We start from the raw sequence: 16107 nt of genomic DNA, 5'->3' as shown, positions 1-16107 counted from the left end.
GGGCACACCCATGCGGCCATGCCACCTGACCTGGGCAGACGCGCCGCCCGACGAGGCTGCGCCAGCGGTGTGGCCTCCGCTCGTTACCCCCGGGGTAATCGACCGACCGCTCTCCGCTCCCCTTGAAGGATCAAGCGCTTCGCAAGGAATCCCGCCGGGATCCGGCCGCAGCCGCGAGAAGAGCGTCATGTCCGTCAAGTCCACTGCCACGACAGCGAGTTCAGCCGCCAACGCGGCTTCCGTCGCCGAGTAAGGAGGTCCTCGTGCGCGGCAAGCCGATGGCCCCGGCGCCAGACGCACCCAGGCCCGCCGCCGAGAGCCGGCCTCCGTCGCCGGACCCTCGCACCCCTAGAACGCCCGCTCACCTGACGGATCCGTGCGGAGATGGGCTGCGCCCGAGTGCACCGCCCATACGAAGACCGCGAGCGCCAGCACACCGACCACGACGGTGTCGTACGGGGCCGGCAGATGTCCGGAGCCTCCGAACGTGCCGAGCCATGACAGCAGGGTCAGCGCCGCCAGATGGAAGACGATCCAGGCCCCCTGACGCAGTTCCTCGCGTACGGGGCGTCCCGCCGTCCGGCGCCGTTGCAGCAGGTACAGCGGGACTCCGGCCAGGACCAGAGGCAGGGCGAGCCGCAGGTGTTCCCAGCCGGACCAGTAGACGAACTCGGTGGACACGGCGAAGCTGACCGGCGCGATCCAGCGCACGCCCGGCACCTGACCGTCCGCGAGGGGCACACCGCGCTCGCGGTCGTGAGCCCGGAATGACGCGACGGCGACCGCCGAGGCCGCGTAGATCAGGAGGTACATGTCGCCCATCACGCTCACGATGTCCTGCCAGCCGCCGAACGGCAGCATGAACAGGATGATGACGACGAGGTTGAGGACCAGGGCGCGGCGCGCGATGCCGGACCGGGGGTCGATCCGCATGAAGAACCGGGGCACCAGGCCGTTCTTCGCGAGGGCGTACGTGTGGCGGGCGTCGATGGCGACGCCCACGTAGGCCGAACCGCCCGGGGAGACGACCGCGTCGGCGTAGAGCAGGGTCGCCAGCCAGTGCAGGTTGAGCACCAGGGCGAGCTGGCCGAACGGGGAATCGAAGTTGACGCCCTGCCAGCCGTGCGCGAGGAGTGAGTCGGGCACCGTGTACAGGAACGCGAGCTGGAGTCCGAGGTAGACCAGCACCGCGAGGGCGATGCCGGTGAGCACGGCTGCGGGCACGTTGCGGCGCGGATTGCGGGCTTCGCCGGAGAAGTCCAGGGGGGCCTGGAAGCCGTTCACGGAGTACACGATGCCGCCGCCGGCGAGTGCGGCCAGGCACGCGGCGTAGCCGTACGGGGCGAAGCCGCCGTGGTCGGTGAGGCGGCCCGAGTGGGTGCCGGACAGGAAGAGCGCGACGATCGTGACCACGGGGACGACGACCTTGAACACCGACACGAGGTTGTTCAGGCGGGCGAACATTCTTACCGCGAACCAGTTCAGCGCGGTGAGCAGCACACTGAGCGCGGAGGCGACGCCCAGGCCCGACGCGGTGAGCCTGCCGCCTTCGTAGAGCCCGGGCACGTAGTGGGCGGCGTATTGCATGATCGCGCTGATCTCGGCGGCGGTGCCGCCCACGGAGAGCAGGACGGACCAGCCGACGACCGTGCCGACCAGTCGGCCGCTCGCGTACAGCGGCCACCGGACGGTGCCGCCGCCCTCCGGCCTGGTAGCGCCGAGTTCGACCATGACCAGGGCCACCAGTGCGCAGAGCGCGCCGGCCGCGATCCAGGACAGCAGTGCGGCGGGGCCGGCGGTCTGGGCGGCGTACAGGGCGGCGAACAGCCAGCCCGAGCCGAGGATGTTGGAGAAGCCGATCGCGGTCAGGCCCCAGAAACCGAGATCCTTGCGGAGCCGGTTCTCCTCGGCTCGGGCGTCCGCATCGCCCACAGTCCCCGCCGGCTGATACTGCGCCACGTGGCCAACCTCCCAGACGATCACAGACCCAGGGGGCTCAGCGTGCCATGCGGCGCCTCACCGTCGAAGGAGCTCTGCCGTGCTCAGCCGCCGCTCTTGCGTCGGAAGGACTTCTGGCTCGAAGCCGGACCGTGCGCGCCACGGATCTTCGACGCGGTCTTCGCGGCGCCGCCGGCGGCGTCCGCCTGCATGCCGCGCTTACGGTCGAGCGCCTCGCGGAACTTACGCTTCAGGTCGTACTGACCCTCCTCGTCGGGCGCCAGTCCTTGCGTTTCGGGCGCCGGCTGTTCCGTCTCGGCCTCGGTCGGCTCCGAACCTTCCTGCGATGCAGACTCTGCAGCCATGGTGACCTCCTGGGTTCGGGCAATGGGAAGGACAGCTTGTCATGCTCGTCAGTACTTGTGTGCCCATGCCCGGTAGCGCCGGTCGTCACCGGTGGACGGTCATGTCGGTGCGACGAGTGCGTCGATGACTGTGATGAAGGCGCGTGCTCAGGTAGTGCGTCGTCACGTCCGTGTCTCCATGCCGGTGGTTCTGTGTGGCGCAGACTGTGGATGACTGCGCGCCAACTCCCCCTGAACAACAGCCTGTTCGAAATACCGACCGTAACCGGCCAGGCATCGGCGCGACGCATTCCGGTCGTCTCCCGTTCTCTGAACGTCAAGCGTCCGTCCCCGCCTGCGTCGTATGCCGTCCCTAAGGTCCTCGGAGGTTTCCAGGGAAGGCAGTCATGGACGAAAGCCTCGCCATACGGGCTCGCGGGATCACCAAGCATTTCGGCGACGTCATCGCGCTCGACGACATCGATATGGATGTGGCGCAGGGGCAGATCCACGGCCTGGTCGGACCGAACGGCGCCGGGAAGACGACGCTGCTCGGGCTCCTGCTGGGCCTGGCCGTCGCCGACGACGGCCGACTGGACATCCTGGGTACGCCCATCGGACGGGCGCTCGCCGCTCCCGAGGGCGTCGCCGGCTTCGTGGACGGTCCCGGTCTCTACCCCTCGCTCACCGCCAGGCAGAACCTGGCCGCGCTGGCCGCCCTCCGCGGCGTCGACGCACGGGCATCGGGGATCGGCGACGTACTCGAACAGGTCGGGCTCACCGATGTCGCCGACGACCGTGCCCGCGGCTTCTCCCTCGGCATGCGTCAGCGGCTCGGGCTCGCCGCGGCCCTGCTCACCAAGCCCCGGCTGCTCGTGCTCGACGAGCCGTCCAACGGACTCGACCCGGCAGGGAAGAAGCACGTACACGGTGTCCTGGCCCGGCTCGCGACGGAGGGCACCAGCGTCGTGCTGTCGAGCCACCGCATGGACGACCTCGAGGCGCTGTGCTCGGAGGTCACCATCCTCGCCACCGGACGGATCGTCTTCTCCGGCCCGCTGAGCAAGCTGGCCGCCGAGAACAGCGAGCTCGACTACCGGCTGCTGACCTCCGACCCGCAGGCCGCGCGCCGCCTTGCGGCCGACACCTCTGGGATCTGCGTCGTCGAGAACGCCGTGGGACGGCACGACACCGAGGCGCTCGTCGTGCGCGCCCCGGTGCCCGCCCTCGACGAACTGGTGGTGCGGCTCGTGCACGCGGACATCGCGCTGCGCGAGCTCGCGCCCGTGGTGTCGCCGCTCGAAGCGGCGTTTCTCGCCCTCACCGAGCAGCAGGAGAACAGCAGATGACCGCAACCATCGCCGCCGGCCCCGCCGCCGCTGCCCGCGTCTCGGTGGCCCGCGGCTACCGCTTCGAGCTCGTCAAGCTCGTCTCGCAATGGCGGGTCCGCCTGCTGGTCCTCGCCTGCTGGATCGCGCCGGCGCTCTTCGTCGCAGCGGTGAGCCAGCAGAGCTCGCTCCCCGTCGACACACTCTTCGGTCGCTGGATGCACGCCACGGGATGGGCCGGATCGCTGGTGGTGCTCGGTTTCTCGGGTACCTGGGCGCTCCCGCTGCTGACTTCGGTGGTCGCCGGTGACGTGTTCGCCTCCGAGGACCGGCTGGGTACCTGGCGCCATCTGCTCGTGGCGGTCCGCTCGCCCCGGCGGATCTTCGCGGCGAAGGCACTGGCCAGCCTCACCGTCATCCTGCTGCTCGTCGCCGGGCTGGCCTGTTCCGGCGCGGCCGGTGGGATCGTGGCGGTCGGCAACCAGCCGCTGGTCGGTCTCGACGGACACCTCTTGTCGCCGGGAGACGCAGCCGTCCAGGTCCTGCTCGCCTGGGTCTGCGTACTCGCCCCGACCCTGGCCTTCGCCGCGATCGGACTGCTCGGTTCCGTCGCGCTCGGGCGCTCCCCGATGGGGCTCCTGCTGCCCATGCTCGTCGCGCTCACGATGCAGCTCGCCCAGATGCTGCCGCTCCCCGTCGCCGTGCGCCTGGCCCTGCCCAGCTACGCCTTCATTGCCTGGAACGGTCTGTTCACCGGCCCGGCACAGCTCGGTCCGCTCCTCATCGGCATCGTTGTCAGCCTGTTGTGGGCGGTGACCGCGACGGCGCTGGCCTATGCCCTTTTTCTGAGGCGGGACTTCACCAACCTGACCCACGACGGCTCGGGGCGCCGCGCCATCACGGTCGGAGCCCTGCCGCTCGTCGGGCTCCTCGTCCTGACGGCCGTCGTCGTCGCCCCGGCGACCTCGGCCACGGGCTCCGGCATCGAGCAGGACAAGGTGCAGCGCTCGGTCGCCACGGCATTCGCCCATCTCTACCGCCTGCAGACCGAGCAGCTCAACCGCCCCGACGTCACCGAAGCGCAGCTCAAGGCGAGCGCGGTGTGCACCAAGGGCAGCACCAGGGTCGCGGCCGAAGGGCCGGGCAACGACTGGCGCTGCGTCGTCTCCTGGCATCTCCCCGACGTCGAGGCCACAGGGTCGGCCATCTACCAGCTCGACGTCACCGCTGACGGGCGGTTCATGGCCGACGGCGACGGACCGAAGGAAGTGAACGGCTACTTCCTGGTGCGGACCCCGACCGGGGACGGACCGAACCCGCTCTGGCAGTTCGACGGCAACGTCGAACTGCTCCCTACCTCGAAGGGATAAGTCCATGCAGGTGACACGCCGTCGCAGGCGTACCGCGAAGGACCGTTCCGGCCTTCTCGGCAGACGCATCGGCCGCCGGATACCCCTGGCCACGGCCGGCATCTCGGCTCTCGCCCTCGCCGCCGCGGGCACCGCTTTCGCCCAGACGCACCAGTTCGGCACCGACCAGGTCGGCCAGAGCACGCGTCAGGGCCAGGTCATCTCCAGTGATCAGTACATCGCCCCCTACGGCGACCGTCTCGTCGTCAACAACGGCAAGATCATGTCGTCCTCGGTCAGCCCGGACGGCACGCATCTCGCGGCCTCGATCACCGACGGCGGTATGGCCCTTTCCGTCGTCGACCTCAAGAGCTGGAAGGTGCAGCAGCTCGTCGGCAACTCCGCGTCGGCCGACCTGCGGATCAGCGGCAACGACGTGGGCCAGGAAGGCCCCACGTACTCGCCCGACGGTTCGCAGCTGTGGCTGGGCCAGATCGACGGCTACACCAGATTCACCGTCAACGCGGACGGCAGCGTCGCCAACCCGACCTCCGTGAAGATCCCGGCGGACGGGCCCAGGCACGCGCTGGTGGGCGAGCCCGTGTTCTCGTCCGACGGCTCCACCGTGTACTCGGCGGTCAACGGCCAGAACCGCGTCGTCGCCATCGACGCGGCGACCGGCGCCATCGAGCGGAGCTGGTCCGTGGGCAACGCCCCGCGTGACATGGCCGAGGTCGGCACCAAGCTCTACGTCAGTAACGAGGGCGGGCGTCCCGCGAAGCCCCGCGACACCACGATCAACTCCTACAACACCCAGGTGCCCGCCGACCCGGTGACCGCCTCCACCACCACCGGCACGGTCAGCGTCATCGACCTGGCGAACCCGGATGCCGCCGTATCGAGCATCAACGTCGGTCTGCACCCGACCGCGCTGTACGCCAAGAAGAACGCGCTGTTCGTCACCAACACCGCCACCAACGACGTGTCGGTCATCGACACCACCAAGAACAAGGTCGTGCAGACCGTCGCCACCCAGCCGTGGCCGGAGTCGTCGGTCGGCTACGAGCCCGACGCGGTGACGCTCACCGACGACGGCCATCTGCTGGTGACTCTCGGCCGCGCCAACGCGGTCGCCGTCTACCGGTACACGACCCCGCAGGAGCCGGTCAGTTACGTCGGCCTGCTCCCGACGGACTACTTCCCCGCCGAGATCGCCACCGTCGGCAAGCAGGTGGTCGTCTCCAACACCCGTGGAATCGACGCCCGCCGCCCCACCACCAGCGCCGGGCACGCCACCCACGACACGACGTCGAGCGTGCAGCGGTTCACCCTGCCGAACGACCGCGTCATCAAGTCGCAGACGGCCAAGGTCTTCCGGCAGAACGGCTGGACCAGCGGCTCGGTGACACTGACCCACGGCAAGGGCAAGAAGAAGCCGAAGCCGGTGCCGGTCCCGGAGCGGCTCGGAGACCCGTCGACGATCAAGCACGTCTTCCTGATCGTCAAGGAGAACCGGACCTACGACCAGGTTCTCGGCGACGTCCCGGAGGGCAACGGCGACCCGTCGCTGGCACAGTTCGGCGAGAACGTGACGCCGAACCAGCACGCGCTGGCCAAGCAGTTCGGCCTGTACGACAACACGTACGATATCGGTACGAACTCCGCCGAGGGCCACAACTGGCTGATGCAAGCCGACGACCCGGAGTACACCGAGTCCTCGGCCGGTGAGTACGCGCGCAGTTACGACACCGAGGACGACGCGCTCGGTCACCAGAGGACCGGCTTCATCTGGACCGGTGCCCAGGCCGCGGGCAAGTCCGTACGGGACTTCGGCGAGTTCCAGCAGTTCCTCACCAAGCCGGCGGACGCGAGCTGGCAGAACCTGTACTGCGACTCCAAGAACATGGGCGCGACCGGTCAGGACACCGCCTACCCCCTGGTGTCCTCCTCGCCCATCCCGTCCCTCAACTCCGTGTCGGTGCACGGGTTCCCGAAGTTCGACACGAGCGTCCCGGACATCTACCGGTCCGAGATCTGGAAGCGTGACTTCGAGAAGAACGGGCCGGCCAACCTGAACATGTTCTGGCTGTCCAGCGACCACACCGGCGGTCCGGCGAACGCCGCCGCCCAGGTCGCGGACAACGACCTGGCGGTCGGCAGGATGGTCGACGAGATCTCGCACAGCAAGTACTGGAAGGACTCGGCGATCTTCGTGGTCGAGGACGACTCCCAGGCCGGCCTCGACCACGTCGACGGCCACCGCGCCCCGATCCAGATCATCAGCCCCTGGGCCAGGCACGGCGTCGTCGACAGCCACTACTACTCGCAGATCACGATGATCCGCACCATCGAGCAGATCCTCGGGGTCCACCCGATGAACCAGAAGGACAGCGCGGCCAGCCCGATGCGTGGGGCGTTCAGCCAGAAGGCGGACCCCACGCCCTTCAAGACGCTGCCCAACCGGACCTCGCTCACCGGCGGTCTGAAGACCCCGCCCTCCTGCGGCCTGGACACCCCTGCGCCGCAGAACCCCAATGCCGCGGCGGCGCCGTCGGCGAAGGTGCCGGCGGACAAGCAGAAGCTCGCGGCGCAGTGGGACGCCTGGAAGTCGCAGCAGCGGCTGACCGGGCGCGACGCCAAGCCCGACTTCGCGAACCCCGCGCAGATGAACCACTTCACGTGGTACCAGACGCACGAGTGGTCGAAGCCGTACCCCGGCGAGAACAAGATCTTCGCCCCGAAGGACGTGCCGGGCGCCTACATCCCGTCACCGGAATCCGACGGCTGACGTAGTCAGAGCGCGGATCCCAGGTCGCAGATCCCAGAAGGGCCCCTGCCCGGCATCGATGCCGGGCAGGGGCCCTTCTGCTGATTCGGGGCCGTTTCAGGGCGAGCGCCGCTGACGAAGCATCGATCCCGCGTAGACCAAGGCGCCCAGGGACATCCCGACGACCGCGGACAGGTCGGCGCCGCCGAGGGCGGCTGCGACCGGGCCGGTGTAGATGGCCGTGTTGGCGCACAGGAGCGCCGCCCCGACGCCGATGGCCCACGCGGCGGCTCCGGCGGGATTCACTCCGTGCCGGTACCAGAAGCGGCTGTTGGAGGTCTGGTCCTGCAACGCGACTCCGTCGTAGCGGTTGCGGCGCAGGAAGATGTCCACGGCGTAGATCGCGAACCCAGGGCCGAGGAACGCGACGGAGAGTTCCAGACCGCTGTTCATGGTGTCGAGGAAGTCGGACACGAACAGGGAGTAGAAGGTGAGGCCGAGCGCGATGGAGGCGTCGAAGATGACGGTGAACGCGCGGCTCCAGGGGATCCCGCCGGATTGAAGGGCCAGGCCGCCGCTGTATGCGGTGAGTACGTTGTTCGTGATCGAGCCGAAGATGACGACCAGCAGGAAGACCGGATAGAACCAGTCGGGCACGACCGCCTTCAGTGATGTCTGCGCGTCGGTCATGTCCACCGCCGTCCCGGCCAGGACTCCGAGTCCGCTCAGCAGGACGGCCGGCACGAATCCGCCGACGGCCGTCCACCAGCACACCGCCTTGCGTGAGGTGTCGGCGGGCAGATAGCGGGCGTAGTCCGCGCTGCTGCTCCATGACAGGGGGCCACCCGCCATGATCGTGAATCCCGAGGCGAGGATCACCCACAGCTCGCGGCCGTGGACCGCGGTGGCGGCAGGTGTCCGGTAGCCCCAGTCCGTGTGGCGCAGAACGTAGTACGCCAGGACCAGGACGCAGGCGGCCAGCGCCCAGGTGAACCAGATGCTGCACCGCATGATGGTGGCGTGCCCGTACACGCTGATGGAGAACGTCACGACGGCGGTGACCAGCACAATCGCCACCTTGACCGGGGTGTTCGCGTGGATGCCCAAGTGCTCGACCAGTGCGAATCCGGCGAGGGACCCCAGGGCCAGGCTGATCGCCTCGTAGGCCACCGCGACGGTCCAACCGAGCGTCACGTTGAGGACTCTGTTGCCTCGGACACCGAACATCGCCCGCGTCACCACCCAGCTCGGCGTCCCGGAGGTGGGGCCGCTGATCGCGAGGTACCCCACGCCGGCCCAGAGGAGGTTGCCGGCCACGATCACCGCGAAGGACTGCCAGATGTCTAGGCCGAGCAGCACCATCGCGCCGCCCAGCACGATGTACAGGTAGCTCATGTTGGAGGCCGCCCACACCGTGAACAGGGAACGTGGCCGACCGTGGCGGTCGGAGTCCGGGATGTGGTCGACTCCGTGTGTCTCCACGTGACCGGTGCGGTCGGTGACCGGCTCGCCCCGCTCGGGCCCCTCACTGGTGCCGCCGGTTGCCCTCAACGCCATCCTGACCTCCGGAAACCCACTATTGGGATGCGCACCAGTTGCTTGTTGGGGTGGGCGTCAATAGCATCCCAGGTCATGACGTCGACCTCACGGACCGGACGACGCCGCTTGCCCGCCGGCGAGCGGCGAGCGGAGATTCTGCGGGCCGCGAGCGTGATCGCCGTGAGCGAGGGCCTGGACAAGCTGACGGCGAAACGGGTCGCCCAGGCCGTGGGCGTCGTACCGGGTCTGGTGGACTATCACTTCAAGTCCGCCGACGAACTCATCGCCGCGGCCTTCAGCCACGCCGCGACCGCCGACAACGACGCGGTCTTCGAGCACGCGGAGCGCCTGGACCATCCGGTGGACCGGGTACGGCAGTTGATGCAGGCATGGCTGCACGAGGACCGCGACCCCGTGAGCCTGTTGTGGCTCGACGCCTGGCAGGCGAGCCGGCGCCGCCCGGCGCTGCTCACGGCGGTCACGCGCCAGATGAACGCCGCCCAGGACCGGCTGGCGGCACACATCGAGGCCGGGGTCGCGCGAGGCTGCTTCCGCGTCGACAACGCCGGTTACGCGGCGATGCACATCCTCGTCCTCATCGACGGCCTCAGCCCACAGGCCGCCATGCGCACACAGATCGACTACGCCGAAGTGCGCGAGCTGATAACCGCCACGACGGAACGCGTCCTCGGGCTCGACGAAGGTGTCCTCGCCCAGGCGCAGGACCACGGCAGAACCGACACATAGCCAGGCGGACCGACACGGCGACCGGACGACGAACCGCGCACGGACCCCGCGGTCGCACCAACGGGCCCTCGATCAGGGGCACATGATGGCAACCCATCCGGCACTCCCCGTGGTCCAGGACCGTTCAGGGTCACTGCCATCGACAGCGCGCTCACGCTGACCGACGACCCCATGTCCATGAACTGCTCGACGCCAACATCTGGCTGGTCCGAGGCCGCGACCGCGAGAAGTGCGTCCACACCATGCAGCGGCTACGTGAACTGCCGGTCCGGATCGTCCGCCCGGGCCACGGCCCCTGCTTCGACCGGCAGCGGCTCTGCCGGATCACCGACGGCTACCCGCCGCAGGCGGCTCGCGGTAACCGGGGTTCCGCCCGGAGACCTAGGGCCTGCGCCGGATGGGCGAGTGATCGCTTGCTCGCTAGGCTCCGCGTACGACCTGTCAGTCGACAAGAAGTCCTCACCGACCAGGAGTTGACACGATGCCGGCCAACGCCGCGGCTCATGTACGCATCGCCCGTCCGTCGCGTGACCTCGAAGCGGCGGAACACTTCTGGATCTCGGGACTCGGCCTCGACGTCCTCTACCGGCACGCGTCGGACGGCACGCCTGACGACCACTCACTCCTCATGACCGGCTGGCCGGATGCGGCCTGGCACCTGGAACTCGTAAGCGATCCCGCCGCACCCGTGGAGCCGCGGCCGACCGCCGAGGATCTACTGGTGATCTACCTCGGTGAACCGGTCCCGGACTCCCTCGTGGAACGCCTCGAACAGCACGGCGGCAAGCGGGTCCCGGCGCACAACCCGTACTGGGACACGTGGGGTGTGACGATCCAGGACCCGGACGGCTACCTGCTGGTGCTGTCCACCCGCAACTGGTCCAACTCCTAGCGCTCGCGTCCGGTCAGACGAGGACGGACAGGAGCAGGGCCATCCCGAGACCCATCACACTGACCAGCGTCTGCACGACGGTCTGTGTCTTGGTGGCCTGGGTGAGGTCCATGCCGAAGGACTCCTTGACCAGCCAGAACCCGGCGTGGTTGACGTAGTTGAGGCCCAGGGAGCCGGCGCCGATCGCGACCACCAGGAGCGAGGCCTCGAGTCCACCACCCGTGCCTATCAGCGGGGCGACGATGCCGGTGGCCGAGACGATGCCGACGGTGGCCGAACCGGTGGTCAGGGACAGGAGCAGGGCGATCAGCCAGCCCAGCACGATCACGTTGAGGTGGGCTCCCTCGGCTGCGGAGGCGATGGCGTCACCGATACCGGAGTCCTGAAGCACCTGCTTGAACGCGCCGCCGCCACCGATGATGAGCAGGATCGCGGCGATGGACTTGAGGCTGTCCGTCAGGGAGGAGCGGGTCGCCTCGCTGGAGCGGCCACCGCGTACGAGGGTCACACCGAGCGCGAACAGGAAACCGGCGAGCATCGCCACCAGCGGTTCACCGACGAACGTGAGCGCCGCACGCACGGTGCTGGACTCGTCGAGCGCGGTTTCGGCGAGGGTGCGCAGCAGCATCAGGGCGACGGGTATGAGAACCGAGGTGACGGCCAGTCCCGTGGACACACCGGCGCGCTGCAGAGTGTCGATGTCCGTGCCCTCGGCCGGGCCGGTGGAAGAAGCGTTGGTGGTGGTGTCGGCTGCGTTGTTCCGGTCGGCTCCGGTGAACTGGGCCACGAGCACGGGGTCGGGCCGTACGTCGGCAAGGCGGGGCGCGATCCAGCGGGCGTACACAGGGCCGGCCAGGATGACGGTCGGGATCGAGCAGATGATGCCGACGCCGAGGGTCAGACCGAGGTCCGCGTGCAGGCCTGTCATGGCGGTCAGCGGTCCGGGGTGGGGCGGCACCATGCCGTGCAGGGTGGACAGCGCGGCGATGGCGGGCACGCCGAGCAGCACGTACGGAGAACCCTTCGTCGCGCCGTCGCCCTCCAGGCGGCGGGCGACGCTGAAGATCAGCGGCAGGAGCACGATGAGGCCGACCTCGAAGAACATCGGAATGCCGATGACGAATGCCGCGGCCGCGACGAGCCAGGGGAGCCTGCGGTTGCTGGAGCGGTCGACGATGGCGTGGGCGATGGCGTCGGTGGCGCCGGAGTCGGAGAGGAGGCGGCCGAGCATGGCTCCGAGGGCAAGTGTGAGGCCGATGTCACCGAGCGTGCCGCCCGCTCCTTCCTCGATGGACCCGGTCAGCTTCGCCACGGGTTCGCCGGCGGCGAGCCCGGTGCCGATGGTCACCACCATGAGGGCGATGAACGGGTGGATGCGGAGCCGGGAGTTGATCAAGTAGATCAGCAGACCGATCGCCACGGCGAGGACGAGCAACAGGTACCAGGTGTGTGAAGTCATACGGGAGGGGGTGCCTTTCGGGATCCGGCCGTGGTCGGGCCGGGGGAAAACGGGCATGGCTCGGCGAGCCCGCGCGCACGGGGGCTGGACCGTCCCGGTCATGGGTGGGTGGGGTCACGTCGGGCAGCTGCCCGTGGTGAAAGCCTTCGGTGTCGAAGCGAGCCGTCGGTGGACGACCGCCTGGTCACTCCCGTCCGAGGGAGGCGGCGAGATCGGCGACGAGCTTGTCCTGCCGGGTGAGGTAGGCCGCGAACGTGTCGCCGGTGGCGAACGCGTCGGTCCAGCCGTGCCGGTCGAGCTCGGCCTGCCACCGCGCGGACCGATGCAAATCGGTCAACGCATCGACCCAGCGCTTCCTGTCGGCGTCACTGATGCCGGGCGGGGCGACGATGCCCCGCCAGTTGCTGAAGACCAGGTCGATGCCCGACGACGTGAGCGTCGGGACCCCGGCCAGGGGCTCGACCGGATGCTCGCCGGTGACGGCGAGGACACGCAGCTGGCCGCTGTCGACCTGGTCGAGGAACTCGCCCGGGCCGCTGGTGGCGAAGTCGACCTCACCGTCGAGCAGGGCCGGCAGCAAGTCGCCGCCACCGCCGCCGTAGCCGACGTAGTCGACCTTCTTGGGGTCGATGCCGACGGCCTTCGCCAGCTCCATGGGCAGCAGGTAGTCCGGTCCACCGGGGGATGATCCGCCACCGACGGCGAGGCGTTCAGGGGCCTTTCGCCACGCGGTGACGAGGTCGCCGACCGTTCTGTACGGCGAGTCCTTGCGGACCACGACCGCGCCTGCCTCCTCGATGAGACGGGCGATCGGTGTGGTCCGGGCGACCGTCACCTTCGCCTTCGCCTCATGCGACGCACCCACGACGCCGAGGCCCATCTGGAGCGCGAGCTCTCCGTTGCCTCGTTCGTCGACGATGCGCTGCAGTCCGACCGTGCCGCCCGCGCCGGGAAGGTTGAACACCTGTACATCCGGCGCGATGTGCGTCTCGTCCATGACCCGGGCCGCGGTCCGTGCCGTGGTGTCGTAGCCGCCACCGGGTGTGTTGGGCACCATGATCCGCAGATCGCGGTCCGACTGTGCCTGCCCGCCCGGAAACACCCCACATGCGCTGACGGTGAGAAGTGTCAGTGCGGCGACGGTGCCGAGAAGGGCACGTGCGGGACCTCTCATGGCACCTCGCTTTCGATTTCAACTGCTGGGCGTCATGATTGTCCGACATGGCACGCGGGCTGCCCACGTTGTGTCAGTAGCAAAGATTGAGTTAATTGTGGTCACAACGTTCCGCCGCCATACCCTCGCGGGCCAGATGCTGGTGCTCCAGCTCGCCATTGTCGTGGTGGTGCTGCTGGCGGTCGCGGGTGTCTCGCTCGCCCAGTCCGAGGCCACCTTCCAGCGGGTCGAAGGTCGCAAGGTCGACGCGCTGGCCGAGCAACTGGGCGCCAACCCCCTGGTCCGCAGCCAGCTCGTGAGACCTTCCCCCGGGGAGGCACTGGCTCCGCTGGTGCACTCCACGCTGGCGCAGTCCGGCGTCACGTCGGTGACCGTGGCCGACGCGCAGGGCCGCATCGTCTCGTCCACCAACCCCACGGTGGTGGGTGAACGGCTGAGCCTGGGAGCGGGGGTTGCCAGGGGCCGCAGCTGGTCCGGCGACCTAACGCTGGACGGAAGCCGGGAGCTGGTGGCGCAGGTGCCGGTTCTGAGCGCCGCTCGGAGAACGCTCGGGCAGCAGCTCGGCACCGTGATGATCGGCGAGGCCTCCCCCACCGTGTGGCAGCGGCTCAGCGGCACCTCGTCGTACCTGCTCGCCTACCTGGGCATCGCGAGCGGGCTCGGCGTGATGGGGTCCTGGCTCCTTGCCCGACGGGTCAAACGCCAGACGTACGGCCTGGAGCCGCGCGAGATCGCGGGCCTCGCCGAGCACCGCGAGGCGATGCTGTACGGGATCGCGGAGGGCGTCGTCGCCCTGGACCCGCAATTACGTCTCACGCTGGTCAACGACGTGGGCCGGCGCCTCCTCGACCTGCCCGAGGACTGCGTGGGGCAGAGCATCGACGACCTGGGGCTCGAGGGGCGGCTGCGGGACGTCCTCGTAGGGGCCCGGCACGGCGCGGCCGACCGGCACGACCAGGTGGTGATCCGCCGTGGGCGCCTGCTGGTGATGAACCGGATGACCGTCATGAAGGACGGCCGCCTGCTCGGTTCGGTCACGACCCTGCGCGATCGCACCGAACTGGCCGAGCTGGAACGGGAGATCGGCTCCTTCCGCAGCTCCTCCGAGCTGCTGCGCGCGCAGGCCCACGAGTTCGCGAACCAGCTCCACACCATCTCCGGTCTGATCCAGATCGGGGAGCAGGACGAAGTGGTCCGCTACATCCGCGCCCTCAACCAGCGCCGCCAATCGCTCGATGTAACGCTCGCCCGGCGTGTGGGCGACACCGCGATCGCCGCGTTGCTCATGGCGAAGTCCTCCCTCGCTGCCGAACGCAAGGTCAGCCTGCGAATCTCGGCCGGGACCGCACTCGGCCGGCTGGCACCGGAGGACGCGGCCGATCTGGCCACCGTGATCGGCAACCTCGTCGACAACGCGGTGGACGCCGCCGCTTCCGATGACGACACCGGCGACGCATGGGTCGAGGTGGAGCTGCGGCAGGACGCGTCCAGCGTGGAGGTCGTGGTCCGGGACTCCGGCCCCGGTCTGCCGCCCGAAGTCGCTCGGGAGGTCTTCGCGCACGGCTTCACCACCAAGGCCGCCCAGGAGGGCGAGCGCGGGATCGGCCTGGCCCTCACCAAGCTCGTCTGCGAGCGCCACAGCGGCGAGATATCCGTGGCCAACACCGCTGACGGCGCCATGTTCACCGCCCACATGCCCCTCGGTCACCCCGCCGATGTGGCGCCCGAAGGAGTCCCCGGATGACCGCTTCGCACGACACGGCCGCAGGACAAGACTCGATCGACGTGCTCGTCGTGGACGACGACTTCATGGTGGCCCGGGTGCACCGCAGCTTCGTCGAACGCGTCGTGCCGTTCCGCGTCATCGGCACGGCTCACACCGGGCAACAGGCGATCGACGCCGTGGAGGAACTGCGCCCCGACCTCATCCTGCTCGACCTGTACCTGCCGGACATCTTCGGCCTCGATCTCATCCCCCGGCTGCGGTCCGCCGGCCACGACTGCGACATCATGGTCATCAGCGCCGCCCAGGAAGCGGAGACGGTGCGCCGCGCCGTCCGCCGCGGCGTGGTCGACTACCTGCTCAAGCCCTTCGACTTCGAGGACCTGCTCCCCCGGCTCGAGCGGTACGCCGCCCGACGCCGCAGGCTGCTCTCCGCGGTCGTACGGGGCCAGGCAGACGTGGACCGCGTGCTGGGCGGAACGGCCCTGGCCACTCCGGGCGGTGGCCTGCCCAAGGGCATGAGCGTCGAGACCGCCGCGGTGGTCGAACGCGCCCTGCGCGAGGCCGGCAGTTCGCTGTCCGCCACCGAATGCGCCGCCCTGACCGGCATCTCCCGCGTCAGCGCCCGCCGTTACCTCGAATATTTCCACGGCACCGGCAGCGCCGCCGTGTCGCTGCGCTACGGCGTCGCCGGCCGACCGGAGCGCCGCTACGACTGGCAGGGGTGACGTCGGGGCGGTAACCGTACTGTCGGCGGCAGCCAAAGGGGGCGACCCGCAGACCGTGCTGCGGAACGCCCCCTCCTGAGGCGGGTCATCGCTGCCCGCGGGCTGGGAGTCCCGCGGGC

At 69.3% G+C, this 16107-nt stretch carries 12 protein-coding genes; 7 read left to right on the top strand and 5 right to left on the bottom strand.

Annotation, left to right across the window (positions count from 1 at the left end; translation table 11 throughout):
* Positions 1-348: 348 nt before the first annotated feature.
* Positions 349-1959, bottom strand: a complete 1611-nt coding sequence (locus CG723_RS13785; RefSeq protein ID WP_100593876.1) for an APC family permease — start codon at positions 1957-1959, stop codon at positions 349-351.
* Positions 1960-2042: 83 nt separating this feature from the next.
* A complete protein-coding gene (locus CG723_RS13780; RefSeq protein WP_100593551.1) occupies positions 2043-2303 on the bottom strand; it encodes a DUF5302 domain-containing protein in 261 nt (86 codons plus the stop codon).
* A 386-nt stretch (positions 2304-2689) separates the two neighbouring features.
* Between CG723_RS13780 and CG723_RS13775 the strand changes: the two genes are divergently transcribed.
* The 3 genes from CG723_RS13775 to CG723_RS13765 are packed head-to-tail and all read left to right on the top strand — an operon-like array spanning position 2690 to position 7747.
* Positions 2690-3631, top strand: coding sequence for an ABC transporter ATP-binding protein (locus CG723_RS13775; protein ID WP_100593550.1), 942 nt, complete (start codon positions 2690-2692; stop codon positions 3629-3631).
* Positions 3628-4980, top strand: a complete 1353-nt coding sequence (locus CG723_RS13770; protein ID WP_100593549.1) for an ABC transporter permease — start codon at positions 3628-3630, stop codon at positions 4978-4980. Before CG723_RS13775 ends, CG723_RS13770 begins: the two co-directional genes overlap by 4 nt.
* Before the next feature lie 4 nt (positions 4981-4984).
* On the top strand, positions 4985-7747 hold the full coding sequence (locus tag CG723_RS13765; protein WP_100593548.1) for a bifunctional YncE family protein/alkaline phosphatase family protein: 2763 nt from the start codon (positions 4985-4987) through the stop codon (positions 7745-7747).
* A gap of 96 nt (positions 7748-7843) precedes the next feature.
* On the opposite strand, the gene CG723_RS13760 is transcribed toward CG723_RS13765, so the two are convergent.
* Entirely contained in the window at positions 7844-9283 is a 1440-nt protein-coding gene (locus CG723_RS13760) for a purine-cytosine permease family protein (protein WP_100593547.1), read from the bottom strand.
* 75 nt (positions 9284-9358) lie between these two features.
* On the opposite strand from CG723_RS13760, the gene CG723_RS13755 reads away from it, so the two are divergent.
* Together CG723_RS13755 and CG723_RS13750 are read left to right on the top strand one after the other, a co-directional pair.
* On the top strand, positions 9359-10012 hold the full coding sequence (locus CG723_RS13755; protein WP_159032448.1) for a TetR/AcrR family transcriptional regulator: 654 nt from the start codon (positions 9359-9361) through the stop codon (positions 10010-10012).
* Positions 10013-10493: 481 nt separating this feature from the next.
* Complete coding sequence (locus tag CG723_RS13750) at positions 10494-10904, top strand: VOC family protein (RefSeq protein ID WP_100593545.1); 411 nt, start codon at positions 10494-10496, stop codon at positions 10902-10904.
* Between the two features lie 13 nt (positions 10905-10917).
* Here CG723_RS13750 and CG723_RS13745 read toward each other — a convergent pair whose 3' ends face one another.
* Positions 10918-12363, bottom strand: coding sequence for a GntP family permease (locus tag CG723_RS13745; RefSeq protein WP_100593544.1), 1446 nt, complete (start codon positions 12361-12363; stop codon positions 10918-10920).
* Between the two features lie 184 nt (positions 12364-12547).
* Positions 12548-13537 carry a Bug family tripartite tricarboxylate transporter substrate binding protein gene (locus CG723_RS13740; RefSeq protein WP_100593543.1) on the bottom strand — a complete coding sequence of 330 codons (990 nt, stop codon included), beginning with the start codon at positions 13535-13537 and terminating at the stop codon, positions 12548-12550.
* Positions 13538-13634: 97 nt separating this feature from the next.
* Between CG723_RS13740 and CG723_RS13735 the strand changes: the two genes are divergently transcribed.
* Both CG723_RS13735 and CG723_RS13730 read left to right on the top strand, forming a co-directional pair.
* Positions 13635-15281, top strand: a complete 1647-nt coding sequence (locus CG723_RS13735) for a sensor histidine kinase (RefSeq protein ID WP_100593542.1) — start codon at positions 13635-13637, stop codon at positions 15279-15281.
* On the top strand, positions 15278-15988 hold the full coding sequence (locus tag CG723_RS13730; RefSeq protein ID WP_100593541.1) for a response regulator: 711 nt from the start codon (positions 15278-15280) through the stop codon (positions 15986-15988). The genes CG723_RS13735 and CG723_RS13730 overlap by 4 nt, the downstream gene beginning before the upstream one ends.
* Positions 15989-16107: the final 119 nt, after the last annotated feature.

Origin of the sequence: Streptomyces sp. CB01635, assembly GCF_002803065.1 — a bacterium.
GTDB lineage: Bacteria > Actinomycetota > Actinomycetes > Streptomycetales > Streptomycetaceae > Streptomyces.
This window is presented reverse-complemented; position numbering and strand designations above follow the sequence as displayed.